21 protein-coding genes are annotated in these 26,169 nt (G+C 61.0%); 20 read left to right on the plus strand and 1 reads right to left on the minus strand.

Annotated elements, in window-relative coordinates:
- Window positions 1-85: 85 nt before the first annotated feature.
- On the minus strand, window positions 86-1,450 hold the full coding sequence (locus tag KVH01_RS09325) for a formimidoylglutamate deiminase (protein ID WP_217881238.1): 1,365 nt from the start codon (window positions 1,448-1,450) through the stop codon (window positions 86-88).
- 147 nt (window positions 1,451-1,597) lie between these two features.
- On the opposite strand from KVH01_RS09325, the gene hutC reads away from it, so the two are divergent.
- From hutC to KVH01_RS09425, 20 genes are all read left to right on the plus strand, one after another.
- On the plus strand, window positions 1,598-2,308 hold the full coding sequence (gene hutC, locus KVH01_RS09330) for a histidine utilization repressor (RefSeq protein ID WP_206425755.1): 711 nt from the start codon (window positions 1,598-1,600) through the stop codon (window positions 2,306-2,308).
- Entirely contained in the window at window positions 2,305-2,865 is a 561-nt protein-coding gene (locus KVH01_RS09335) for a HutD/Ves family protein (RefSeq protein ID WP_217881239.1), read from the plus strand. Before hutC ends, KVH01_RS09335 begins: the two co-directional genes overlap by 4 nt.
- Window positions 2,866-3,267: 402 nt before the next feature.
- Complete coding sequence (gene hutU / locus KVH01_RS09340; protein ID WP_241194027.1) at window positions 3,268-4,956, plus strand: urocanate hydratase; 1,689 nt, start codon at window positions 3,268-3,270, stop codon at window positions 4,954-4,956.
- Between the two features lie 130 nt (window positions 4,957-5,086).
- The gene (locus KVH01_RS09345) at window positions 5,087-6,532 is read left to right on the plus strand and encodes a purine-cytosine permease family protein (protein ID WP_217881240.1); all 1,446 of its coding nucleotides are present in this window, start codon (window positions 5,087-5,089) and stop codon (window positions 6,530-6,532) included.
- A gap of 69 nt (window positions 6,533-6,601) precedes the next feature.
- A complete protein-coding gene (locus tag KVH01_RS09350) occupies window positions 6,602-7,567 on the plus strand; it encodes an ABC transporter substrate-binding protein (protein WP_217881241.1) in 966 nt (321 codons plus the stop codon).
- Between the two features lie 71 nt (window positions 7,568-7,638).
- Window positions 7,639-8,490, plus strand: a complete 852-nt coding sequence (locus KVH01_RS09355) for an ABC transporter permease (protein ID WP_032878340.1) — start codon at window positions 7,639-7,641, stop codon at window positions 8,488-8,490.
- Window positions 8,487-9,311: a quaternary amine ABC transporter ATP-binding protein gene (locus tag KVH01_RS09360; protein WP_052501115.1), complete on the plus strand. Its 825-nt coding sequence runs from the start codon at window positions 8,487-8,489 to the stop codon at window positions 9,309-9,311. The genes KVH01_RS09355 and KVH01_RS09360 overlap by 4 nt, the downstream gene beginning before the upstream one ends.
- Before the next feature lie 143 nt (window positions 9,312-9,454).
- Window positions 9,455-10,963: an HAL/PAL/TAL family ammonia-lyase gene (locus KVH01_RS09365; protein ID WP_217881423.1), complete on the plus strand. Its 1,509-nt coding sequence runs from the start codon at window positions 9,455-9,457 to the stop codon at window positions 10,961-10,963.
- Window positions 10,964-10,995: 32 nt separating this feature from the next.
- The gene (hutH, locus tag KVH01_RS09370) at window positions 10,996-12,528 is read left to right on the plus strand and encodes a histidine ammonia-lyase (RefSeq protein ID WP_217881242.1); all 1,533 of its coding nucleotides are present in this window, start codon (window positions 10,996-10,998) and stop codon (window positions 12,526-12,528) included.
- Window positions 12,529-12,691: 163 nt separating this feature from the next.
- The gene (locus KVH01_RS09375; RefSeq protein WP_043047270.1) at window positions 12,692-14,101 is read left to right on the plus strand and encodes an amino acid permease; all 1,410 of its coding nucleotides are present in this window, start codon (window positions 12,692-12,694) and stop codon (window positions 14,099-14,101) included.
- Between the two features lie 15 nt (window positions 14,102-14,116).
- Window positions 14,117-15,322 (plus strand): imidazolonepropionase, encoded by a 1,206-nt coding sequence (hutI, locus tag KVH01_RS09380; RefSeq protein ID WP_217881243.1) that lies wholly within the window; start codon window positions 14,117-14,119, stop codon window positions 15,320-15,322.
- A gap of 11 nt (window positions 15,323-15,333) precedes the next feature.
- Entirely contained in the window at window positions 15,334-16,134 is an 801-nt protein-coding gene (gene hutG, locus KVH01_RS09385) for an N-formylglutamate deformylase (protein ID WP_217881244.1), read from the plus strand.
- Between the two features lie 242 nt (window positions 16,135-16,376).
- Window positions 16,377-17,348, plus strand: coding sequence for a prolyl aminopeptidase (gene pip, locus KVH01_RS09390; protein WP_043047267.1), 972 nt, complete (start codon window positions 16,377-16,379; stop codon window positions 17,346-17,348).
- Window positions 17,345-17,782: a D-aminoacyl-tRNA deacylase gene (dtd, locus tag KVH01_RS09395; protein WP_217881245.1), complete on the plus strand. Its 438-nt coding sequence runs from the start codon at window positions 17,345-17,347 to the stop codon at window positions 17,780-17,782. The genes pip and dtd overlap by 4 nt, the downstream gene beginning before the upstream one ends.
- A 323-nt stretch (window positions 17,783-18,105) precedes the next feature.
- The gene (locus tag KVH01_RS09400; RefSeq protein WP_225924133.1) at window positions 18,106-19,785 is read left to right on the plus strand and encodes a glucan biosynthesis protein G; all 1,680 of its coding nucleotides are present in this window, start codon (window positions 18,106-18,108) and stop codon (window positions 19,783-19,785) included.
- Window positions 19,778-22,348, plus strand: coding sequence for a glucans biosynthesis glucosyltransferase MdoH (mdoH, locus tag KVH01_RS09405; protein ID WP_217881246.1), 2,571 nt, complete (start codon window positions 19,778-19,780; stop codon window positions 22,346-22,348). The genes KVH01_RS09400 and mdoH overlap by 8 nt, the downstream gene beginning before the upstream one ends.
- A gap of 187 nt (window positions 22,349-22,535) precedes the next feature.
- On the plus strand, window positions 22,536-23,336 hold the full coding sequence (locus KVH01_RS09410; RefSeq protein ID WP_217881247.1) for a transporter substrate-binding domain-containing protein: 801 nt from the start codon (window positions 22,536-22,538) through the stop codon (window positions 23,334-23,336).
- Window positions 23,337-23,555: 219 nt separating this feature from the next.
- On the plus strand, window positions 23,556-24,353 hold the full coding sequence (locus KVH01_RS09415; RefSeq protein ID WP_057010631.1) for a transporter substrate-binding domain-containing protein: 798 nt from the start codon (window positions 23,556-23,558) through the stop codon (window positions 24,351-24,353).
- 129 nt (window positions 24,354-24,482) lie between these two features.
- Window positions 24,483-25,442, plus strand: a complete 960-nt coding sequence (locus KVH01_RS09420) for an amino acid ABC transporter permease (protein WP_043047262.1) — start codon at window positions 24,483-24,485, stop codon at window positions 25,440-25,442.
- The gene (locus tag KVH01_RS09425; protein ID WP_032878328.1) at window positions 25,435-26,169 is read left to right on the plus strand and encodes an amino acid ABC transporter ATP-binding protein; all 735 of its coding nucleotides are present in this window, start codon (window positions 25,435-25,437) and stop codon (window positions 26,167-26,169) included. Before KVH01_RS09420 ends, KVH01_RS09425 begins: the two co-directional genes overlap by 8 nt.

A 26,169-nucleotide genomic window follows, 5' to 3' on the forward strand; every position in this document is an offset into this window, starting at 1 on the left:
GATGCAGTATGTCAGCCAGTACATCTGATACTGATACACCGCTATCGGGAGCAAGCCCCCTCCCACATTTGTTAGGTGTTGGCCGTTAGCCCAACAGAGCCTTCAAGACCTGGGTGAATGCCCGGCTGCTTTCCTCTTCACCGGCATGCCGCCCGTCCCGCACCACCCACTTGCCATTGACCAGCACATCGCGCACCTGCCGATCGCCACCGGCGAACAACCAGCGGTTGAGAATCCCATCCTCATTGGCGGTGGCCAGGTACGGATCGTTACCGTCCAGCACGATCCAATCCGCACGCTTACCCACTTCCAAACGACCAATCGGCTGGCCCAGCGCCTGTGCGCCACCGTCCAGCGCAGCATCGAACAACGTGCGCCCAACCATCGGCTGATCACTGCGATACAGGCGATTACGCCGTTGATCGCGCAAGCGCTGGCCGTATTCCAGCCAACGCAATTCTTCCACCACACTCAGTGATACATGGCTATCGGACCCGATACCCATGCGTCCACCCTGGGCGAGGAAATCCACCGCCGGAAAAATCCCATCGCCCAGGTTTGCCTCGGTGGTCAGGCACAAACCGGCAATCGCTCGGCTCTTGGCCATGCGTGTCACTTCATCGGGGTCGGCATGGGTGGCGTGCACCAGGCACCAGCGTTCATCCACCTCGACATTGTCATACAGCCACTGCAATGGACGCTTGCCGCTCCAGGCCAGGCAGTCGTCGACTTCTTTTTGCTGCTCTGCGATGTGGATATGCACCGGGCAAGTCTTGTCACTGGCCGCCAGGACTTCATTGATTTGTTGCGGTGTAACGGCGCGCAGCGAGTGGAAACACAGGCCCAGTTGCTGCGCAGGTTGTGCCGCCAGAATTGGCTGCAAGCGTGCTTGCAGGTCCAGGTAACTCTCGGTGCTGTGGATAAAACGGCGCTGCCCTTCATTCGGCGCCTGGCCGCCGAATCCAGAGTGGGTGTAAAGCACCGGCACCAACGTCAGGCCGATCCCGCTGCTGGCGGCCGCCAGGCTGATCTGGCGCGACAGTTCGGTACGGTCGGCATAGGGCTCGCCGCTGACATCGTGGTGCACGTAATGAAACTCGGCCACCGAGGTGTAGCCGGCCTTGAGCATTTCGATATACAGCTGACGGGCGATGACCTGCAATTGCTCGGGGTTGATCTGGCCGACCATGCGGTACATCAGGTCGCGCCAGGTCCAGAAACTGTCATTGGGGTTGCCGGCCACCTCGGCCAGGCCCGCCATGGCGCGCTGGAACGCATGGGAATGCAGGTTCGGCATGCCCGCCAATACCGGGCCCCTGAGCCGTTCGGCAGCGTCTGCACTGGCATTGGGCTCAACCTGGGTCAGCAGGCCATCGGCGCTGACTTCAAGACGTACATCGTTGGCCCATCCATTAGGCAGCAGCGCGCGTTCGGCAAAGAAGGCGGACATGATCAAGGCACCCCGGTCGTGTGTTTATTTGTATATACATATACAGACGTTTGCCTGCTCGGTAAACTCCGGCAATCTATGCATCTTTTCCCCCTGCAAGGATTCCCTGTGCCGACTCCGCCCGCCAAGTCTTCGCTGGCTGCCCACATGGACGAAAGTCCGGCGCCCTTGTATGCCCGCGTCAAACAGATGATCAGCCAGCAGATCCTCAACGGCAACTGGCCGCCCCACTACCGCGTGCCGTCGGAAAGCGAGCTGGTCAGCCAGTTGGGCTTCAGCCGCATGACCATCAACCGCGCGCTGCGCGAACTGACCGCCGAAGGGATGTTGGTGCGCATGCAAGGGGTCGGCACGTTCGTCGCCGAGCCGAAGAGCCAGTCCGCGCTGTTTGAAGTGCACAACATCGCCGATGAAATTGCCTCCCGCGGGCATCGGCACACGTGCCAGGTCATCACCCTGGGCGAAGAAGCCGCCGGTTCCGAGCGTGCCGTGGCCCTGGAGATGCGCGAAGGCGGGCGGGTGTTTCATTCGTTGATCGTGCATTACGAGAACGACATTCCTGTGCAAATCGAAGATCGTTTCGTCAACGCCCTGGTTGCGCCGGAATACTTGCAGCAGGACTTCACCCAGCAAACCCCCTATGCCTACCTGAATCAGGTCGCGCCATTGACCGAGGGCGAGCACGTGGTTGAGGCGATCCTTGCCGACGCCGCTGAGTGCAAGTTGTTGCAGATCGAGCCGAGCGAGCCGTGCCTGTTGATTCGTCGCCGCACCTGGTCGGGTCGCCAGCCGGTGACCGCTGCGCGGTTGATCCATCCTGGTTCCCGTCACAGCCTCGAAGGACGTTTCAGCAAATGAGTGAAGTCAAGATCTGGCGCGCCGCCGACTACGTGCGCATGCCGTGGAAAAACGGCGGCGGCAGTACCGAAGAGATCACCCGTGATGCGGGCACTGGCCTGGATGGATTTGGCTGGCGCCTGTCGATTGCCGATATTGCCGAATCGGGCGAATTCTCCACGTTCGCCGGTTACCAGCGCGTGATTACGGTGATCAAGGGGGCTGGCATGGTGCTGACCGTGGACGGTGAGGAGCAGCGCGGGTTGTTACCGTTGCAGCCGTTCGCGTTCGAGGGAGACAGTCAAGTGACGTGCCGCCTGATTACCGGGCCAATCCGCGATTTCAACCTGATCTATTCGCCTGAGCGTTATCACGCGCGTTTGCAGTGGGTGGATGGCGTGCAGCGGTTTTTCAGCACGGCGCAGACAGTGCTGGTGTTCAGCGTGGCGGATGAAGTGAAGGTGTTGGACGAGAAACTCGGTCATCACGATTGCCTGCAAGTGGACGGTAACGCGGGCTTGCTGGATATCTCGGTCACTGGCCGTTGCTGCCTGATCGAACTGACCGCACGCGGTTGAAAAATGTGGGAGGGGGATTGCTCCCGATAGCGGTGTATCAGTCACTTATAAATTGACTGAACTACTGCTATCGGGGGCAAGCCCCCTCCCACATTTGTTTTTGTGTGACCCATAGATCTGTTTCCAACTCGCGCACCAATTTGTTACCGAATGCCCCAGCGTGACGCAAAGCTGCGCTGTCGTGACCAATCCTCGTAGCCGCAAAACCTTTCCGTAAGAAATTTCATCAAGCTTTGAAGCCTTTATTTTCAAGGCTTTTGCTCATCTTCGAAAAAAATCTGCAGGGCTCACTCAAAGAGTTGGCCGCTCGATTGCATATGCTTGTACATACAAGTAAAGATGTGTGCGTAAGACTCTCCTTCGCACCATCCATGTTCGCGCATCATGCCGAGGAGTCCAGCAGTGACCGATTTTTCGAAAGCTAGGCCTACAAAATACCGTGACGTCGAAATCCGCGCCGCCCGCGGTAACAAGCTCACCGCCAAAAGCTGGCTGACTGAAGCGCCGTTGCGCATGCTGATGAACAACCTCGACCCGCAAGTGGCCGAGAACCCGAAAGAACTGGTTGTGTACGGCGGTATTGGCCGTGCGGCGCGCAATTGGGAGTGCTACGACCAGATCGTCGAGAGCCTCACCAATCTGAACGACGACGAAACCCTGTTGGTTCAATCGGGTAAACCGGTCGGCGTGTTCAAGACCCACAGCAATGCGCCCCGTGTGCTGATCGCCAACTCCAACCTGGTGCCGCACTGGGCCAGCTGGGAACACTTCAACGAACTGGATGCCAAGGGCTTGGCCATGTACGGCCAGATGACCGCCGGCAGCTGGATCTACATCGGCAGCCAGGGCATCGTTCAGGGCACCTACGAAACCTTCGTCGAAGCTGGCCGCCAACATTACAACAGCGACCTCACCGGCCGCTGGGTGCTCACCGCCGGTCTCGGCGGCATGGGCGGTGCCCAGCCGCTGGCGGCAACCCTGGCTGGCGCCTGCTCGCTGAACATCGAATGCCAGCAGGTCAGCATCGATTTCCGCCTGAGCAGCCGTTATGTCGACGAGCAAGCTACCGACCTCGACGACGCCCTGGCGCGCATTGCCAAGTACACCAAGGAAGGCAAGGCTATTTCCATCGCCCTGCTGGGCAACGCCGCCGAAATCCTGCCGGAACTGGTCAAGCGTGGTGTACGCCCGGACATGGTCACCGACCAGACCAGCGCCCACGACCCGCTTAACGGCTACCTGCCGGCCGGCTGGACCTGGGACGAATACCGCGCCCGCGCCAAGACCGAGCCCGCCGCCGTGATCAAGGCCGCCAAGCAGTCGATGGCCGTGCACGTCAAAGCCATGCTGGAATTCCAGAAACAAGGCATCCCGACCTTCGACTACGGCAATAACATCCGCCAGATGGCTCAAGAAGAAGGCGTGGAAAACGCCTTCGACTTCCCGGGTTTCGTACCAGCCTATATCCGCCCGCTGTTCTGCCGTGGCATCGGCCCGTTCCGTTGGGCTGCACTGTCCGGCGACCCGCAGGACATCTACAAGACCGACGCCAAAGTCAAAGAACTGATACCGGACGACGCCCACCTGCACAACTGGCTGGACATGGCTCGCGAGCGCATCAGCTTCCAGGGCCTGCCGGCACGCATCTGCTGGGTTGGCCTGGGCCAGCGCGCCAAGCTAGGCCTGGCCTTCAACGAAATGGTACGCAGCGGCGAACTGTCCGCGCCGGTGGTGATTGGCCGTGACCACCTGGACTCCGGCTCCGTCGCCAGCCCGAACCGCGAAACCGAGGCCATGCAGGACGGCTCTGACGCCGTATCCGACTGGCCACTGCTCAACGCCTTGCTTAACACCGCCAGCGGCGCGACCTGGGTTTCGCTGCACCACGGCGGCGGCGTGGGCATGGGCTTCTCCCAGCATTCGGGCATGGTGATCGTGTGTGACGGTACCGACGAAGCGGCTGAGCGCATTGCGCGGGTGCTGCATAACGACCCGGCGACGGGAGTGATGCGTCATGCGGATGCGGGTTATCAGATCGCTATCGATTGCGCTAAAGAGCAGGGTCTGAACCTGCCGATGATCACTGGCTGACGCACCTACTGTAGGAGCGAGCTTGCTCGCGAAGGTATTCCAGGCGCCTCGCTGCGTTGAATGTACATTTTTCGCGAGCAAGCTCGCTCCTACAGAAAAGCATCGAACAATCCATCAGAGGTTGAACAACATGGCTGCGAATGACACCACCCCGTTGATCGAAAGGCGCTCGATCGACTACATCCCGGAAGCGGAAAGACACGGTCGTCTATTCAGTCAGTTCACCCTGTGGATGGGCGCCAACCTGCAAATCACTGCGATTGTCACCGGGGCCCTGGCGGTGGTGCTGGGCGGTGATGTGTTCTGGTCGTTGATCGGCCTGCTGGTCGGTCAACTGATTGGCGGCGGCGTCATGGCCTTGCATGCGGCCCAAGGACCCAAGCTTGGCCTGCCGCAGATGATTTCCAGCCGGGTGCAGTTCGGCGTGTATGGCGCGGCCATCCCGATCGTGCTGGTGTGCTTGATGTATCTGGGTTTCACCGCAACTGGCACCGTGTTGTCGGGTCAGGCGCTGGGGCAGTTGTTTGGAGTCAGCGACAGTGTCGGCATCCTGATCTTCGCCAGTGTCATCGTGCTCGTCACCGTGCTGGGTTATCGGGTGATCCATTTCATCGGTCGTGTCGCCAGCGTCATTGGCGTGATTGCCTTTGTCTACTTGTTCAGTCGCCTGATGAGCCAGACCGACGTTGGCGCGCTCCTGCAGATCCGCCATTTCAGCTGGAGCAGTTTTCTGCTGGCCGTGTCGCTCGCGGCATCCTGGCAGATCGCCTTCGGCCCGTATGTGGCGGATTATTCGCGTTACCTGCCGAGCCAGACCTCATCGGTGAAAACCTTTCTCGCCGCTGGCGCGGGCTCGGTCACCGGTGCGCAGGTGGCGATGGTCCTCGGCGTGTTTGCCGCGGCCATGTCCAACGGGCAGTTCGCCGGTCATGAAGTGGCTTATATCGTGGGCTTGAGCGGCACGGGCGCCACCGCTGCATTGCTGTATTTCAGCATCGCGTTCGGCAAGGTCACCATCTCGACGCTGAACTCCTACGGCAGCTTCATGTGCATTGCGACCATCGTCAGCGGTTTCCGTGGTCGCCTGGAGGTCACGCGGCTGCAGCGCCTGATGTTCGTGTTGGCGATTGTTGGTACGGCCACCCTGATTGCGTTGCTCGGCCAGCACTCGTTCCTCGGTGCGTTCAAGTCTTTCATCTTGTTCCTGCTGGCGTTCTTTACCCCCTGGAGTGCGATCAATCTGGTGGATTACTACTGCATCACCCGCGAGCGCTATGACGTGCCGGCACTGGCCGACCCGAACGGCCGCTACGGGCGTTGGAACCTGCTGGGTATCAGCGTCTATGTCTTCGGCGTGCTGGTGCAACTGCCGTTCATCGCCACCAAGTTCTACACCGGACCTTTGGTGGCCACGCTGGGTGGCGTGGATATTTCCTGGATCATCGGCCTGGTACTGCCGGCGGCCCTGTATTACGTGTGTGCGAAAAAATGGCACGGCACGGTACCTGATCACCTGATCCTGCCAAAAGAGCAGGGCGCTTTACCCACAACAAGCGGGCTGGCTGCACAAGCCTGATGGGACGTGGACAGGGCAGGACGCCTACTGACTGCCGTAATCCATTTCATGATTGGGAGCGTCACAACAATGACTATGAATAAGACCTTGCTGGCTACCTTGTTCTCAGTGGGCTTGCTGACAAGCGCCGGCGCCCAGGCGGCCGGCTGGTGCGAATCCGGCAAACCGGTGAAATTCGCTGGCCTGAACTGGGAAAGCGGCATGTTGCTCACCGACATCCTGCAAACCGTGCTGGAAAAAGGCTACGACTGCAAAACCGACAGCCTGCCGGGCAACTCCATCACCATGGAAAACGCCCTGGGCAGCAATGACATCCAGGTATTCGCCGAGGAGTGGGTAGGCCGCAGTGAAGTCTGGAACAAGGCCGAAAAGGCCGGCAAGGTCGTCGGCGTCGGTGCCCCGGTGGTCGGCGCGGTGGAAGGTTGGTACGTGCCGCGTTATGTGATCGAAGGCGACGCCAAGCGCAAGCTGGAAGCCAAGGCCCCGGACCTGAAACGCATCGCCGACCTGGCCAAATACGCCTCGGTGTTCAAGGACCAGGAAGAACCCTCCAAGGGCCGTTTCTACAACTGCCCGGCCGGCTGGACCTGTGAGCTGGACAACAGCGAAATGCTCAAGAGCTACGGCCTGGAAAGCACCTACACCAACTTCCGCCCAGGCACCGGCCCGGCGCTGGATGCGGCGGTGCTGTCGAGCTACAAGCGCGGCGAGCCGATCCTCTTCTACTACTGGTCGCCGACGCCGCTGATGGGCCAGGTGGATTTGGTCAAGCTGGAAGAAAAGCCCGGCGTGGATAAGAGCGTGCACATCAAGGTCGGCCTGTCCAAGACCTTCCACGAGCAAGCCCCGGAACTGGTGGCCGTGCTGGAAAAGGTCAACCTGCCCATCGACCTGCTGAACCAGAACCTCGGGCGCATGGCCAAGGAGCGCATTGAGTCGCCAAAACTGGCGAAAATTTTCCTCAAGGAACATCCTGAAGTCTGGCACGCCTGGGTGAGCGACGACGCAGCCAAGAAAATCGAAGCGGCCTTGTAGGTCAAGTGTGCACGGCTACCCTCAGGGGTGGCCGGGCGGCTGGCCACAACCCACTGGATCGAGAGCACGATATGTTTCCTGAGAGTTTTACGTTTTCCATCGCCGACTGGGTCAACGGTTGGGTGGACTCGCTGGTCACCAACTACGGCGATGTGTTCCGGCACATCTCCGACACCCTGCTATGGGCCATCGTCAACCTGGAAGGCCTGCTGCGCATGGCGCCCTGGTGGCTGATGCTGGCCATCGTCGGCGGCATTGCCTGGCACGCCACGCGCAAGCTGGTAACCACGGCGGTGATCGTCGGTTTGCTGTTCCTGGTGGGCGCCGTTGGCCTGTGGGACAAGTTGATGCAAACCCTGGCACTGATGATGGTCGCCACGGTGATCTCGGTGCTGATCGGCATTCCCCTGGGCATCCTGTCGGCGCGCAGCAATCGCCTGCGTTCGGTGCTGATGCCACTGCTCGACATCATGCAGACCATGCCCAGCTTCGTGTACCTGATCCCGGTGCTGATGCTGTTCGGCCTGGGCAAGGTCCCGGCGATCTTCGCCACGGTGATCTACGCCGCGCCGCCACTGATCCGCCTGACGGACCTGGGCATTCGCCAGGTCGATGGCGAAGTCATGGAAGCCATCAACGCCTTCGGCGCCAACCGCTGGCAGCAACTGTTCGGCGTGCAACTGCCGCTGGCGTTGCCGAGCATCATGGCTGGGATAAATCAGACCACCATGATGGCGCTGTCGATGGTGGTGATCGCCTCGATGATCGGCGCCCGTGGCTTGGGTGAGGACGTGCTTGTCGGCATCCAGACGCTCAACGTTGGCCGTGGCCTGGAAGCCGGGCTGGCGATCGTGATTCTCGCAGTGGTCATCGACCGCATCACCCAGGCCTATGGTCGTCCACGGCATGAGGCGAGCAAATGACTACTGTCAGCAAAATCGAAGTAAAGAACGTTTTCAAGATATTCGGCGCGCGTTCCAAGGATGCCCTGGCCATGATCGGCCAAGGCAAGACCAAGGACCAGGTATTGGCCGAGACCGGCTGCGTGGTTGGCGTGAATGACCTGTCGCTGAGCATCGGCACTGGTGAGATCTTCGTGATCATGGGCCTGTCGGGTTCCGGCAAGTCCACCCTGGTACGCCACTTCAATCGCCTGATCGACCCCACCAGCGGCGCGATCCTGGTAGACGGCGAAGACATCCTGCAACTGGACATGGAAGCCCTGCGCCAATTCCGCCGACACAAGATCAGCATGGTGTTCCAGAGCTTCGGCCTGTTGCCCCACAAGAGCGTGCTCGACAACGTTGCCTACGGCCTGAAAGTACGTGGCGAAACCAAGCAGGTGTGTGCCGAGCGCGCCCTGCACTGGATCGAAACCGTGGGCCTCAAGGGCTATGAAAACAAATACCCGCACCAGCTTTCCGGCGGCATGCGCCAGCGTGTGGGCCTGGCCCGCGCCCTGGCGGCCGACACCGACATCATCCTGATGGACGAGGCCTTCAGCGCCCTCGACCCGCTGATCCGCGCCGAGATGCAGGACCAGCTGCTCGAGCTGCAAAAGACCCTGCACAAGACCATCGTGTTTATCACTCACGACCTCGACGAGGCCGTGCGCATCGGCAACCGCATTGCGATTCTCAAGGACGGCAAGCTGATCCAGGTCGGCACACCGCGGGAGATCCTGCATTCGCCGGCGGATGAGTATGTGGATCGGTTTGTTCAGCGACGGGCGGCGGTGGTCTGAGCCGGGCTTTGTGGTGAGGCTGCTGGCTCCATCGGGAGCAAGCCCCCTCCCACATTTTGAACTGTGAACACCTTTAAAGGTGGGAGGGGGCTTGCCCCCGATTGGGCCGGTAAGGCTGCACAAGAATTAAAGAAGGTATGAAGATGCCCCAGGCAACAACAATCATCATCGCCGACGCGCCGATGCGCTGGCAGGACGTGGCCGCCGTGGCTCGTCATGGCGCCGTGCTCGAGCTCTCGGGCCAGGCCTGGGCGCGCATCGACAACGCCCAGGCCATCGTGCAACGCATCGTCGCCAGCGGCGAGCGCGCCTATGGCGTCAACACCGGCCTGGGCGCCTTGTGCAACGTGTCGCTCAAGGGCGAGCAATTGAGCCAGCTGTCGCGCAATACACTGTTGAGCCACGCTTGTGGCGTCGGCCCGGTGCTCAGCGACGAGCAGACCCGCGCGATCATCTGCGCGGCGATCGTCAACTACAGCCACGGCAAGTCCGGCCTGCACCCACAGGTGGTGCACTCGTTGCTGGCGCTGCTCAATCACGGCATCACCCCACAAGTGCCGTCCCAGGGCTCGGTGGGTTACCTGACCCACATGGCCCATGTCGGCGTGGCCTTGCTCGGCGTCGGCAACGTGAGCTATCGCGGCCAGGTGGTCACGGCGCAACACGCTTTGCAGGCTGAAGGCTTGCAACCCGTGGTGCTCGGCGCCAAGGACGGCCTGTGCCTGGTCAACGGCACGCCGTGCATGACCGGCCTGAGCTGTTTGGCCCTGGCCGATGCCCACCATTTGTTGCAATGGGCCGATGTGATCGGTGCCATGAGCTTCGAAGCCCAGCGCGGCCAGATCGACGCCTTTGACGCAGAAATCATCGCCCTCAAGCCGCACCCGGGCATGCAGCAGGTCGGCAGCAACCTGCGCGCCTTGCTCGACGGCAGCGAAGTCATCGCCAGCAATAAAGGTATTCGCACCCAGGACGCCCTGAGCATTCGTTCGATCCCGCAGATCCACGGCGCGGCTCGCGATCAGCTTGAGCACGCCACCCGCCAGGTCGAGACTGAGCTCAACAGCGCCACGGACAACCCACTGCTGCTTGGCACCCCGGATAACTACCGCGTGGTATCCCAGGCCAACCCGCACGGCCAGTCCGTAGCGCTGGCGGCGGACATGCTGGCGATTGCCATGGCCGAAATCGGCTCGGTGGCCGAACGTCGCCTGGACCGCCTGATCAACCCGCACGTCAGCGGCTTGCCGGCGTTCCTGGTCAGCAACCCCGGGGTCAACTCCGGAATGATGATCGTGCAGTACGTCGCCGCATCCTTGTGCGGGCAGAACCGTCAACTGGCGCAACCGGCGGTGCTCGACAACTTCGTCACCTCGGGCCTGCAGGAAGACCACTTGAGCATGGGCACCAACGCCGCGCTCAAGCTGCACCAGGTGCTGGTCAACGTCACCCAGATCCTCGCCATCGAGTATTTGCTGGCCGCCCAGGCGTTCGAATTCCTCAAGGACCAGCGCTTCGGCGTGGGCACCGACCACGCCTGGCGCTTGCTGCGCGAAGTGGTCCCCGCTTACGAGCAGGACCGTTGGCTGGCGCCGGATATTGCCGCCGCTGCCCAGTTGCTTAAAGACACTGCGTTACCGAATTTGCACTGAACACTCAAGAATAATTCACAAGGAGAACGAATGTGACTGCGCTAAACCTGATTCCAGGCCAACTGACCCTCGCCCAACTGCGGGCCATCTACCAGCAGCCGGTAACCCTCAGCCTGGATGACAGCGCCTCGGCCCAGATTGAAGCCAGCGTCGCCTGTGTGGAGCAGATTCTCGCCGAGAACCGCACCGCCTACGGCATCAACACCGGTTTCGGCCTGCTCGCCTCTACCCGCATCGCCAGCGAAGACCTGGAAAACCTCCAGCGTTCCCTGGTGCTGTCCCACGCTGCAGGCGTCGGTGAGCCGATCAGCGATGCGCTGGTGCGGCTGGTCATGGTGCTCAAGGTCAACAGCCTCAGCCGCGGGTTCTCCGGGATCCGTCGCCAGGTGATCGACGCGCTGATCGCGCTGATCAATGCCGAGGTGTATCCGCACATTCCATTGAAAGGTTCGGTCGGCGCCTCTGGTGACCTGGCGCCATTGGCCCATATGTCCCTGGTGCTGCTGGGCGAAGGCAAGGCGCGCCACAAGGGTCAATGGCTGGAAGCCACCGAAGCGCTGAAAGTTGCCGGCCTCACGCCGCTGACCCTGGCCGCCAAAGAAGGCCTGGCCCTGCTCAATGGCACCCAGGTATCCACCGCTTATGCATTGCGCGGCCTGTTCGAAGGTGAAGACCTGTTCGCCGGCGCGCTCACCTGCGGCGGCCTCACCGTAGAGGCCGTACTGGGTTCGCGCTCGCCGTTCGATGCGCGTATTCATGCGGCGCGTGGCCAGCGTGGACAGATCGATTCGGCTGCGGCCTATCGTGACCTGTTGGGCGAAAGCAGCCAGGTGTCGCAGTCGCACCAGAACTGCGACAAGGTGCAAGACCCGTACTCCCTGCGTTGCCAGCCACAGGTCATGGGCGCCTGCCTGACTCAGTTCCGCCAGGCCGCCGAAGTGCTGGTGGTCGAAGCCAACGCGGTATCGGATAACCCGCTGGTATTTGCCGCCGAAGGCGACGTAATTTCCGGCGGTAACTTCCACGCCGAACCGGTGGCCATGGCCGCTGACAACATGGCCTTGGCCATCGCCGAAATAGGCTCCCTGAGCGAGCGGCGCATCTCGCTGATGATGGACAAGCACATGTCGCAACTGCCGCCGTTCCTGGTAGGCAATGGTGGGGTGAACTCCGGTTTCATGATTGCCCAGGTCACTGCCGCTGCACTCGCCAGCGAGAACAAGGCACTGGCCCATCCCCATAGCGTCGACAGCCTGCCGACCTCGGCGAACCAGGAAGACCACGTGTCCATGGCCCCGGCTGCGGGCAAGCGCCTGTGGGAAATGGCCGAGAACACCCGTGGCATTCTCGCGGTGGAATGGCTTGCAGCCTGCCAGGGCCTGGATTTGCGCGACGGCCTGAAGACCTCGCCTGCACTTGAAAAAGCCCGCGGCATCCTGCGCGATAAGGTGGCGTTCTATGACAAGGATCGCTTCTTCGCCCCGGACATCAACGCCGCCAGCGAACTGCTCGCCACCCGTTGCCTGAATGAGCTGGTACCGGCCAAGTTGCTGCCAAGCTTGTAAGCACGACGCCGCCTTCACGTTAGGAGCGAGCTTGCTCGCGAAAATCGCCAACGATTACGCGGTAAACCTGACATCCATCAGCGCTCTCAGGTTTTTCGCGAGCAAGCTCGCTCCTACAGGTGAGGTCGCGTTTTTCTCAGGATAAGAATAATAGGGACGAGAAATGCACCAGCCAGAAAAAGGTTTGAAACGCGGGCTCAACGCCCGACATATTCGCTTCATGGCACTCGGTTCCGCGATCGGCACCGGGCTGTTCTATGGTTCGGCCTCGGCCATCCAGATGGCCGGCCCTGCCGTGCTGCTGGCCTACCTGATCGGCGGCGCCGCCGTGTTCATGGTGATGCGCGCCCTCGGTGAAATGGCTGTGCACAATCCGGTATCCGGCTCCTTCGGCCAGTACGCCAGCACCTACCTGGGGCCAATGGCCGGGTTTATCCTCGGCTGGACCTATGCGTTTGAAATGATCATCGTCTGCCTGGCCGACGTCACCGCCTTCGGCATCTACATGGGCTTCTGGTTTCCCGAGGTCGCCCGTTGGGTCTGGGTGCTGGGCATCGTGTTTTTGATCGGCGGCCTGAACCTGTGCAACGTCAAGGTTTTTGGCGAGATGGAGTTCTGGCTGTCGTTGCTCAAGGTTGGCGCCATCGTGGCGATGATCCTTGGCGGGTTCGGCATCATGCTGTTCGGCATTCACTCGGCGGGTGAAACCCAGGCCAGTGGCTTGAGCAACCTGTGGGCCCACGGCGGCTTCATGCCCAACGGCATCGGCGGGCTGATTGCCTCGTTTGCGGTAGTGATGTTTGCCTTTGGCGGGATCGAAATCATCGGCATCACGGCCGGCGAAGCCAAGGACCCGCAGCGGGTGATCCCCAAGGCGATCAACGCGGTGCCGCTGCGTATCCTGTTGTTCTACGTGCTGACCCTGTTCGTGTTGATGGCGATCTACCCATGGCCGCAGATCGGCAGCCAGGGCAGCCCGTTCGTGCAGATCTTCAGCAACCTGGGAATAGGCTCGGCGGCGACCATTCTCAATATTGTGGTGATCTCGGCGGCCGTGTCGGCGATCAACAGCGACATCTTCGGCGCCGGCCGCATGATGTACGGTCTGGCCCAGCAAGGTCAGGCGCCCAAGGGATTCGCGCAATTGTCCAAACAGGGCGTGCCGTGGATGACCGTGGTGGTGATGGGGGCCGCGTTGCTCGGCGGCGTGGTGCTCAACTACCTGATCCCGGAAAACGTGTTCCTGCTGATCGCGTCGATTGCCACCTTCGCCACTGTGTGGGTATGGCTGATGATCCTGTTTACCCAGGTCGCCATGCGTCGCTCCATGACCAAGGAGCAGGTCGCCGAACTGAAATTCCCGGTGCCGTTCTGGCCCTATGCGCCGGCAGCAGCCATTGTGTTCATGCTGTTTGTATTTGGTGTGCTCGGTTACTTCCCGGACACCCAGGCCGCCTTGATGGTCGGCGCTGTATGGATTGTGCTGCTGATCGTCGCGTACCTGCTGTGGGTCAAGCCCGCCGCCGGGCAAGGGGCCAAGGTCCATTACGAACAGGCTTTGTCTCATCGATAACTTAGGGAGGCGTTGATGAAAACCCTTTGGCAACACTGCCACGTCGCAACCATGGCTCAGGGCAGATACTCGATTATCGAGGATGCCGCCATGGTGACTGCGGGCTCGCTGATCGAGTGGATCGGCCCGCGCAGCCAGGCACCCACGGGCGATTACGCCCAGGTGCATGACCTGCAAGGCGCGTGGGTCACCCCCGGGCTGATCGACTGCCACACTCACACCGTGTTTGGCGGCAATCGCAGCGGCGAATTCGAGCAGCGCCTTGAGGGCGTCAGCTACGCCGACATCGCGGCCAAGGGCGGCGGTATCGCCAGCACCGTGCGTGCCACCCGCGCTGCCACGGAAGATGAACTATTTGCCAGCGCTGAAAAGCGCCTGCGCAGTCTGTTGCGTGACGGCGTGACCACGGTGGAGATCAAATCCGGCTACGGCCTGGACTTGGCCAACGAACGCAAGATGCTGCGCGTGGCCCGGCGCCTGGGCGAAGCGCTGCCAGTCAGTGTGCGCGCCACGTGCCTGGCCGCCCACGCTTTGCCGCCGGAATACAAGGACCGCGCCGACGCCTACATCGAGCATATCTGCACCGAGATGCTGCCGGCCCTGGCGGCAGAAGGGTTGGTGGATGCGGTGGATGCCTTCTGCGAATACCTGGCGTTTTCCCCCGAGCAGGTTGAGCGCGTATTTAAAGTAGCCCAGCAACTCGGCCTGCCGGTGAAGCTGCACGCCGAGCAACTCTCGTCCCTGCATGGCTCGAGCCTGGCGGCGCGTTACCAGGCGCTGTCGGCAGACCACTTGGAGTTCATGACCGAAGACGACGCCATCGCCATGGCCGCTGCCGGCACCGTCGCCGTCTTGCTGCCGGGTGCATTTTACTTTCTGCGTGAAACCCAGTTGCCGCCGATGGAGGCCCTGCGCAAGCACGGGGTAAAGATCGCCATCGCCAGCGATCTCAACCCTGGCACCTCGCCGGCGTTGTCGGTGCGCCTGATGCTGAACATGGCCTGCACCCTGTTTCGCATGACCCCGGAAGAAGCCCTGGCTGGCGCCACGCAACACGCGGCTACCGCATTGGGCATGGGCGACACCCATGGTTCCCTGGAAGTGGGCAAAGTTGCGGATTTTGTCGCCTGGCAGATCGATCGCCCCGCCGACCTGGCCTACTGGCTGGGCGGCGAGCTGGATAAACGCGTCGTGCGCCATGGCGTCGATGTCACTGTTTAAGGAGAAGCGTTGTGGATAAGGTCCTGACATTCAAACAAGGCCGCGTACCGCTGCTGATCAGCATGCCCCACGCCGGCCTGCGCCTGACGCCTGCGGTCGAGGCCGGGTTGATCCCCGAGGCGCAAAGCCTGCCGGACACCGACTGGCATATACCTTTGCTGTATGACTTTGCCGAAGAACTGGGCGCCAGCACCCTGGCGGCAGAGTACTCGCGGTTTGTCATCGACTTGAACCGGCCTTCCGATAACACGCCGCTTTATGCCGGCGCCACCACCGGCCTGTACCCGGAGACGCTGTTCGATGGCGTGCCGTTGTTTCGTGAAGGGCAGACGCCCTCCGAGGAAGAGCGTGCGAGCTACCTGCAGAAGATCTGGGGGCCTTATCACCGCCAGCTGCAAGAGGAACTGGCGCGCCTCAAGGCCGAGTTCGGCTATGCGCTGTTGTTCGATGCGCACTCGATCCGCTCGGTAATCGCGCACCTGTTCGACGGCAAGTTGCCGGACTTCAACCTCGGTACCTTCAACGGCGCCGCATGCGATCCGGAATTGGCCCGCCAGCTGGAAGCCATCTGTGCTCAGCATCCCCAATACACCCATGTGCTGAACGGGCGTTTCAAGGGCGGCCACATCACCCGGCACTACGGCGACCCGGCGCAGGATATCCATGCCGTGCAACTGGAGTTGTGCCAGAGCGCGTATATGGAGGAGTTTGAGCCGTTTCGCTATCGCCCCGACCTTGCGGAGCCGACCCAGGTGGTGTTGAAGCAGCTGCTGCAAGGGTTTTTGTCTTGGGGGCAAAGCCGTTACCGATGATTCAGGGTGCTGCTCAAATAGCTATCGGGAGCAAGCCCCCTCCGACATTTTGACTGCATTCACACAGTCCAAATGTCGGAGGGGCTGGAGGGGGCGACTGTAGGATTATCTGCGGAGCGAACTGCTGACACAGGTCTGAGTGCTCAAGGACATGCTCATTGCACAATTCGGGTTTATGATGCCAGACGGCAAAATAATAGACGTCCCCCCAGGGATGAACCCGACACCCTACGGAGCGCGCAATGCAGACTTGGTACCCGCAGATCAAACCCTACGCCCGGCATGATCTGGCAGTCGATGACACCCACACCCTGTATGTCGATGAAAGTGGCTCCCCCGAAGGCTTGCCCGTCGTGTTCATCCACGGTGGCCCAGGTGCCGGTTGCGACGCCCAGAGCCGCTGCTACTTCGACCCGAACCTGTACCATATTGTGACCTTCGACCAGCGTGGCTGCGGTCGCTCGACCCCGCGCGCCAACCTCGAAAACAACACCACCTGGGATCTGGTCGCCGACCTTGAGCGCATCCGCGAACATCTGGGCATCGACAAATGGGTGCTGTTCGGCGGCTCCTGGGGCTCGACCCTGGCCCTGGCCTACGCGCAAACCCACCCGGAGCGCGTGCTTGGCCTGATCGTGCGCGGCATCTTCCTGGCGCGCCCGCAGGACATCCATTGGTTCTACCAGGAGGGGGCGAGCCGCCTGTTCCCGGATTACTGGCAGGACTACCTGGCGCCGATCCCGGTGGAAGAGCGCCACGACATGATCGCCGCCTACCACAAGCGTCTGACCGGCAACGACCAGATCGCCCAGATGCACGCGGCCAAGGCCTGGTCCGGTTGGGAAGGGCGTATGCTGGGCCTATGCCCGAGCCCGCAGCATGTCGAGCGCTTCTCCGAGCCGCAGCGCGCCTTGTCGATTGCCCGCATCGAGTGCCATTACTTCACCAACAACTCCTTCCTGGAACCCAACCAGCTGATTCGCGATATGCACAAGATCGCCCATCTGCCCGGCGTCATCATCCATGGCCGCTACGACATGATCTGCCCGCTGGATAACGCCTGGGAGCTGCATCAGGCCTGGCCCAACAGCGAGCTGCAGGTGATTCGCGAGGCCGGGCATGCCGCCTCCGAGCCGGGTATCACCGACGCTTTGGTGCGTGCGACCGGCGAAATGGCACGGCGCCTGCTTGATCTGCCCCCTGAAGAAGCATGAAGGGCCTGTTGCAGCGGGTGCGTGGCGCCCGCGTCGAAGTTGCCGGGGAGGTCGTAGGGGCGATTGACCAGGGTTTGCTGGTGCTGGTCGCCGTCGAACCTTCAGATACGCCCGAGAGCGCCGGTAAACTGTTGCACAAGCTGCTTAACTATCGGGTGTTCAGTGACGACGAGGGCAAGATGAACCTGTCGCTCAAGGATATCGGCGGCGGTTTGCTGCTGGTGTCGCAGTTCACCCTGGCGGCGGACACAAAAAGTGGGCTGCGGCCAAGTTTTTCCACGGCGGCCCCACCGGCCCTGGGAGCGGCGCTTTTTGAGCACTTGTTGTTACAAGCGCAACAATTGCATGGCAAGGTGGCTTCAGGGCGTTTTGGCGCCGATATGCAGGTGCATTTGGTCAATGATGGCCCTGTGACCTTTCTCTTACAGACATGAATGTATTAAAAACGACTTTAATGCTGAAAAACGCAGGTTTTCGCTACAAATACTTCACTGTCCCTGATGCGTTGTCTCGCGGGCTACTAGATAATCGCGCGCTACGGGGATCAGCGTTGTTTGGTCCATTTTTGACTTAGGTAGAGACTTGTCCGATAGCCTTTGGGGAATCATTTGGCCCTAGGGGAGTCGGAACATTGCTCGCCAACCTGGCATATAGATAGCTGGCCGTTGGTTTTTTGATCTGTTTTCGGCGAGGGTTGCTCGTGATTGTTAGTCCCTGTAATGCACCAAAATTGTCTGCCAAACGGTTACGAAACGCACTGGTGACGGGCTCTGCCCTGTTTTGCCTGTTCGGCGCGGGTCAACTGTGGGCATTCAGTCTGGATGATGTGTCGGCCAAGGCAAAAGAGCTGGCCGGGCAGAAATACGAAGCTCCGCGCAGCAATCTGCCGAACGAATTCCGCGAAATGAAATTCGCTGACTACCAGAAGATTCGTTTCCGCAATGAAAAAGCCGAGTGGGCCGATCAGAACACCCCGTTCAAGCTGTCCTTCTATCACCAGGGCATGCATTTCGACACGCCGGTGAAAATCAACGAAGTCACTGCCGACAGCGTGCATGAAATCAAGTACGACCCGACACGTTTCGACTTCGGCGACGTGAAATTCGATCCCAAGGCCACTGAACAGCTGGGTTATGCCGGTTTCCGTGTGCTTTTCCCGATCAACAAGGCTGATAAGCAAGACGAAATCATGACCATGCTCGGCGCCAGCTATTTCCGCGTCGTGGGCAAGGACCAGGTATATGGCCTGTCTGCCCGTGGCATGGCCATTGATACCGCACTGCCGTCCGGCGAAGAGTTCCCGCGTTTCACGGAGTTCTGGATCGAACGTCCAAAACCGGGTGACAAGCACCTGGTGATCTTCGCCCTGCTGGATTCGCCGCGCGCCACAGGCGCCTATCGCCTGATCCTGCGCCCTGGCACCGACACCGTAGTTGATGTGAAATCGCAGATGTACCTGCGCGACAAGGTCAGCAAGCTGGGCGTGGCCCCGTTGACATCGATGTTCCTGTTCGGCGCCAACCAGCCGTCCAAGGTCCTCAACTACCGCCGCGAGCTGCACGACTCCAGCGGCCTGTCGATCCATGCCGGCAATGGCGAGTGGATCTGGCGCCCGTTGAACAATCCTAAACACCTGTCGGTCAGCAACTTCAGCGTCGAGAACCCGCGCGGGTTCGGCCTGCTGCAACGTGGCCGCAATTTCAGCCACTACGAAGACCTGGACGACAACTACGACAAGCGCCCAAGCGCCTGGATCGAGCCTGAGGGCGATTGGGGCAAGGGCACCGTCGATCTGGTAGAGATCCCGACGGCCGATGAAACCAATGACAACATCGTGGCGTTCTGGAGCCCGGCTGAACTGCCGGAAGTCGGCAAGCCGCTGGACGTGTCCTACCGCCTGCACTGGACCCTGGACGACGCCGCATTCCATTCGCCGGACAGTGCCTGGGTCAAGCAGACCCTGCGTTCCACCGGTGACGTGAAGCAATCCAACCTGATCCGTCAGCCCGATGGCAGCGTGGCCTACCTGGTGGACTTCGAAGGCCCGTCCCTGAAGAAACTGCTGCCGGACGCCCCGGTGCGCAGCCAGGTGAGCGTCAGTGACAACGCAGAGCTGGTTGAAAACAGTGTGCGCTACAACGAGCACACCAAAGGCTGGCGCCTGACCCTGCGCATGAAGATCAAGGACGCGGGCAAGCCGACCGAAATGCGTGCGGCACTGGTGCAGGATATCGTGCAGCCAGAGCCTGAGCCGGTTTCCAACCATGTGTTGAAGGCCGACAAGGTCCTGGCCAAGCAGCACGAGAAACAGGCCAAGAAAGACGCGAAAGACAAGCAAGCCCAGCAGCCAGAAGCTGCCCCAGCCACTCCGGAGCCGATCAAGACTGAGCAAGTCCTGACCGAAACCTGGAGCTATCAGTTGCCTGCCGATGAGTAATTCCCAAATAACGCCTGAGACTCTGTCCGAGTACCTGGCGCATCTGCCCATGACGGCCGAGCAGCGCGCCGAGCTGGCGGGCTGCAGCTCGTTCAGCGAGTTGCATGAGCGCCTGTCGTCAAAAACCTTCGACGCCCCGACCGACGCCGCCCAGGCCTCGGTCGGCCGTCGGCTGACCCTCAGCACTGCCGAAGAGCTGCAAGACGCCGAAATGCTGGCGCTCGACGCCAGCGGTCGCGTATGCCTCAAGGCCACGCCACCGATCCGCCGGACCAAAGTGGTGCCCGAGCCTTGGCGTACCAATATCCTGGTGCGTGGCTGGCGGCGGATCACCGGTCGCACCAACCCGCCCAAGCCACCGAAAGACGAGCGGGTGTTGCCGGCTGCGCGCTGGCGTACCGTGGGTTCGATCCGTCGCTATATCCTGCTGGTGCTGATGCTCGGCCAGACCATCGTGGCTGGCTGGTACATGAAAGGCATCATGCCGTACCAGGGCTGGTCGCTGGTCGACTTCGACGAAATCCGCAACCAGACCCTGCTGCAAACGGCAACCCAGGTACTGCCTTACGCCCTGCAAACCAGCATCCTGATCATGTTCGGGATTCTGTTCTGCTGGGTGTCGGCCGGCTTCTGGACCGCGTTGATGGGCTTCCTGGAGCTGCTGACCGGTCACGATAAATACCGCATCTCCGGTAAAAGTGCCGGTGACGAGCCGATTCCGAAGGATGCGCGCACCGCCTTGGTGATGCCGATCTGCAACGAAGACGTGCCGCGGGTATTCGCGGGTTTGCGTGCGACCTTCGAATCGGTGGCTGCCACCGGCGACCTGGATCGCTTCGATTTCTTCGTGCTCAGTGACAGTAACGACGCCGACATCTGCATCGCCGAGCAGCAAGCCTGGCTCGACGTGTGCCGCGAAGCCGGTGGCTTCGGCAAGATCTTCTATCGCCGCCGTCGCCGCCGCGTAAAGCGCAAGAGCGGCAACCTCGACGACTTCTGCCGTCGCTGGGGCGGTGACTACAAGTACATGGTAGTGCTCGACGCCGACAGCGTGATGAGCGGCGAGTGCCTGACCAGCCTGGTGCGCCTGATGGAAGCCACGCCGGATGCGGGCATTATCCAGACCGCGCCACGGGCGTCGGGCATGGACACCCTGTATGCGCGCATGCAGCAGTTCGCCACCCGCGTGTACGGCCCGCTGTTTACCGCCGGCCTGCACTTCTGGCAGCTGGGTGAATCCCACTACTGGGGTCACAACGCGATCATCCGCATGAAGCCGTTTATCGAGCACTGCGCCCTGGCGCCGTTGCCCGGTAAAGGCGCGTTTGCCGGTGCGATCCTCTCCCACGACTTCGTTGAAGCTGCGCTGATGCGCCGTGCCGGCTGGGGCGTGTGGATCGCCTACGACCTGCCCGGCAGCTACGAAGAACTGCCACCGAACCTGCTGGACGAACTCAAGCGTGACCGTCGCTGGTGCCACGGTAACCTGATGAACTTCCGCCTGTTCCTGGTAAAAGGCATGCACCCGGTGCACCGTGCGGTGTTCCTGACCGGCGTGATGTCCTACCTGTCGGCGCCGTTGTGGTTCTTCTTTCTGGTGTTGTCCACCGCGCTGCTGGCGGTGAATACCTTGATGGAGCCGCAGTACTTCATGGCTCCGCGCCAGTTGTACCCGCTGTGGCCACAATGGCACCCGGACAAGGCGGTGGCGCTGTTCTCCACCACCATCGTGCTGCTGTTCCTGCCCAAACTGCTGAGCATCATCCTGATCTGGGCCAAGGGCGCGAAAGAGTTCGGCGGCAAGTTCAAGGTGACCTTGTCGATGCTGCTGGAGATGCTGTTCTCCATGCTGCTGGCGCCGGTGCGGATGATTTTCCACACCCGTTTCGTGCTTGCCGCGTTCCTCGGCTGGGCCGCCACCTGGAACTCGCCGCAGCGTGACGACGACTCCACGCCATGGAGCGAAGCGGTCAAGCGCCACGGGCCGCAAACCTTGCTGGGCTTCCTGTGGGCCCTGCTGGTGGTGTGGTTGAACCCAAGCTTCCTGTGGTGGCTGGTGCCGATTGTCGGCTCGCTGATGCTGTCGATCCCGGTGTCGGTGATTTCCAGTCGGGTCAAGCTGGGTCTCAAGTCCCGCGACGAGAGCCTGTTCCTGATTCCTGAGGAATACAATCCGCCGCAAGCGTTGCTGTCGACCGAGCAATACACCCATGAAAATCGCTGGCACGCCCTCAATGACGGGTTTGTGCGTTCCGTGGTCGACCCGCAGCAGAACGCCCTGGCCTGCGCCTTGGCGACTTCGCGGCACCGTGAGGCCGAGCCGATCGAGTACCTGCGCATGGAGCGTGTTCGCCACGCGTTGAAAGTCGGCCCGGCCGGCCTCAACAACAGCGAACGCCTGGCCTTGCTCAGCGACCCGGTGGCTCTGGCACGCCTGCATGAGCAGGTCTGGAGCGAAGGCCACGCCGAGTGGCTCGGTGCCTGGCGTGCATCGATCAAGGCTGATCCGCATGCGCCGTTGCTGCCGCTGCAACCGCAGTCGGCCCAGGCTCAACCAGCCTGATTCAGACGCCCCCGAGGGCTCACCTCGGGGGTGTTCCAGACGCTGGTCCTACAGCGTTTACAGTGCCTTCTTTGTATCCCTAACTCCTTGTTATTTCGAAACAAAAGACCTCTGTTCGAAGCGTATTGCCGTGCCGGCGACTGGGTTAGCATCGCCCCCCAAAATTTGACTCGCCACGGGGGCATTCATGATCAAGAAGTACTGTGCGGCATTGCTGATTAGCTGTTTCCTATTGGTACACACAGGGCTGCTGAAGGCGGGTGCGCTGGACGATGCTGTTCGCCGTGGTGTATTGAAAGTTGGCACGACTCCCAACTACGTGCCGTTCGAAATGCTGGATAAACAGGGACGCATCATCGGCTTTGAAATCGACTTGCTCCATGCCATGAGCCGCGCACTGGGCGTAAAGCTTGAGCTGGTGGCGGTGCCCTATACGGAGTTGTTAGCCGGGTTGATGGCGAACAAGTTCGATCTGATTGGCAGCGGCATGACGGTCACCCAGGAGCGCAACCTCAAGCTCAATTTCAGCGACTCGTTTATCGTGGTGGGCCAGAGCGTGCTGCTGCATCCTCGCCTGACGGGTTCGATTTTCAGCATTGAAGACTTGAACCAAGCCGGTTATCGAGTCGTCGCCATTGAAGGCACCACGGGAGAGGACGCAGCACGACGCTTTCTTGGGGCGGCGCGCCTCAGCAGCGTGACGACCCCGGAAGAGGGGGTGCGCCAGGTTGTGGAGGGCACGGTCGACGCATTCGTGCATGACGCACCCTACAACCTGATCGCGCTGAGCCGGCCGCAGAACAGCGCATTGCTGGCACTGGAACAACCCTTCACCTTCGAACCCCTGGCCTTCGGCGTGAAAAAAGGCGACTACGACAGCCTCAACTGGATCAATCACTTCCTCAACCAGATCGCCCAGGACGGCACCTACGATCGCCTGCATGACAAGTGGTTCACGGACACTGCCTGGGTGTCTGAGCTTGAGTGATCGTCATAACTACTTACACATCAATCAATTGCCCAGCCGCTGCGCCGATGTGTCTACCTCTGCATTGAACCGCAACGCTGTCGGGGGTTTGCGACATACGCCGATATGATTTACCCGTGAAACCTTTGTGACGGGCAGCGTGTGGGTTAGGATCGCACCCCGAAATGGCGCAGCCCTCTTGCGCGCCAACCTTATAAGAATCGTTCAGGGGACTTGTTGATGAAAAAGTATCTTTCGATGCTGATGCTCGGTGTCACTGCGCTGGTCGCTGCCACTGCGGCACAGGCCGGTGCCATCGACGATGCGGTCAAGCGCGGCACGCTGAAAGTCGGCATGGACCCGACCTACATGCCGTTTGAAATGACCGACAAGCGCGGTGAGATCATTGGTTTCGAAGTCGACATCCTCAAGGCCATGGCCAAGTCCATGGGGGTCAAGCTGGAGCTGGTTTCTACAGGCTATGACGGCATCATCCCGGCCTTCCTGACCGGCAAGTTCGACATGATCGGCAGCGGCATGACCCTGACCCAGGAGCGCAACCTGCGCCTGAACTTCAGCGAACCCTTCATCGTGGTCGGCCAGACCCTGCTGATCCGCAAGGAACTGGAAGGCACGATCAAGTCCTACAAAGACCTGAACGACGAGAAATACCGCCTGACCTCCAAGCTCGGCACCACCGGTGAAATGGTGGCCAAGAAGCTGATCTCCAAGGCCAAGTACCACGGTTACGACAACGAGCAGGAAGGTGTGCTGGACGTGGTCAATGGCAAGGCCGATGCCTTCGTGTATGACGCGCCGTACAACGTGGTTGCCGAGAAGAAAGTCGGCAACGGCAAGCTGGTGTTCCTGGAAGAACCCTTCACCTTCGAGCCCCTGGCGTTTGGTTTGAAGAAGGGTGACTACGACAGCATCAACTTCATCAACAACTTCCTGCACCAGATCAAGAACGACGGCACCTACGATCGCATCCATGACAAGTGGTTCAAGAGCTCCGAGTGGCTCAAGGACATGGAATAAGGCCTGAAACCGAGTTGCCTGCATCGCAGGCAAGCCAGCTCCCACATTTGACTGTATTTACACATCGAATGTGGGAGGGGGCTTGCCCCCGATGGCGGCCTATCAGGCAATACATATCCGGAAAATGAAATGAAACAGAAAAAAGCCCAATGGCCCTGGCACCTGCTCACCGTGGTTGTGCTGGTCGGCCTGGCTGGCGCCTTGTACTACGCCACCTCGCTGATGTCCTACGAGTGGCGTTGGAACCGCGTGCCGCAATACTTCGCCTATCAAGCCGAGACCTCCCAGCGCGCTGCGGATATGTCCACCGTGGTCGAGTTGGTACGCAAAGGCGACATGGCCGAAGTCACCCTGCGCAATGACGCGGGGGGCGAGCAAAAGCTCACGGTTGCCGACAACAGCCTGCAAGTGGCGCGCGGCGACGATGTGGCTGAGGGTGACGTGGTCGGCGTGACTCGCCAGTGGGCGCTCGGGCCGTTGATGTGGGGCTTGTGGACCACGTTGTGGCTGTCGGTGGTGTCCGGCGTCCTCGGCTTGGCCATTGGCTTGGCGACCGGGTTGTGCCGGCTCTCCAAAAACCCGACCTTGCGCGACCTGTCGACGATCTACGTCGAACTGGTGCGCGGTACGCCGTTGCTGGTGCAGATCTTCATTTTCTATTTCTTTATCGGCACGGTGCTCAACCTGTCCCGGGAGTTTGCCGGGATTGCCGCGCTGTCGTTGTTCACCGGCGCCTACGTGGCGGAAATCGTCCGCGCCGGGGTGCAGTCCATCACCCGTGGCCAGGACGAAGCGGCGCGCTCCCTGGGCTTGAGCGCCAGCCAGTCGATGCGCCATGTGGTGTTGCCGCAAGCCTTCAAGCGCGTGCTGCCGCCCCTGGCCGGGCAATTTATCAGCCTGGTAAAAGACACGTCGCTGGTGTCAGTGATCGCGATTACCGAGTTGCTCAAGAGTGGCCGCGAGGTGATCACCACCTCGTTCTCGCCGTTTGAGATCCTGTTCTGTGTGGCAGGCCTTTACCTGCTGATCAACCTGCCGCTGTCGAAAATGGCCAGCCGGCTTGAGCGGAGGCTCGCCCAAAGTGATTGAAGTGCGCGATCTGGTAAAAGTCTTCGACACCCGCGGGCACGTGGTGCGTGCGGTGGATCACGTCACCACCCAGGTCGCCAAGGGCGAAGTGCTGGTGGTGATCGGCCCGTCCGGCTCCGGCAAGTCCACCTTCCTGCGCTGCCTCAACGGCCTGGAAGAATTCGACTCGGGCTCGGTGAGCATCGACGGCCTGCAACTGGCCGACCCGAAGACCGACGTGAATGCCTATCGGCGTGAAGTCGGCATGGTGTTCCAGCATTTCAACCTGTTCCCGCACATGACCGTGCTGGAAAACCTGTGCCTGGCGCAAAAGGTCGTACGCAAGCGCGGCAAGCAAGAGCGCGAGGCCAAGGCTCTGGCTCTGCTGGAAAAGGTCGGTATCGCACAGAAGGCCCATGAGTTTCCGTCACGCCTGTCTGGCGGCCAGCAGCAGCGGGTTGCGATTGCCCGGGCCCTGGCCATGGAGCCCAAGGTGATGCTGTTTGACGAGCCCACCTCGGCCCTTGACCCGGAAATGGTCGGTGAAGTGCTGGACGTGATGAAGACCCTGGCCCTGGAAGGCATGACCATGGTCTGCGTCACCCACGAGATGGGCTTTGCCCGGGAAGTGGCGGACCGGGTGCTGTTTTTCGACCATGGCAAACTGCTGGAAGATGCCGCACCCGCCGCCTTCTTCGCCGCTCCCCAGGACCCCCGGGCACAAGCCTTCCTGCGCCAGGTGCTGTAG

It is taken from the genome of Pseudomonas khavaziana, assembly GCF_019145205.1.
Taxonomy (GTDB): Bacteria; Pseudomonadota; Gammaproteobacteria; order Pseudomonadales; family Pseudomonadaceae; genus Aquipseudomonas; species Aquipseudomonas khavaziana.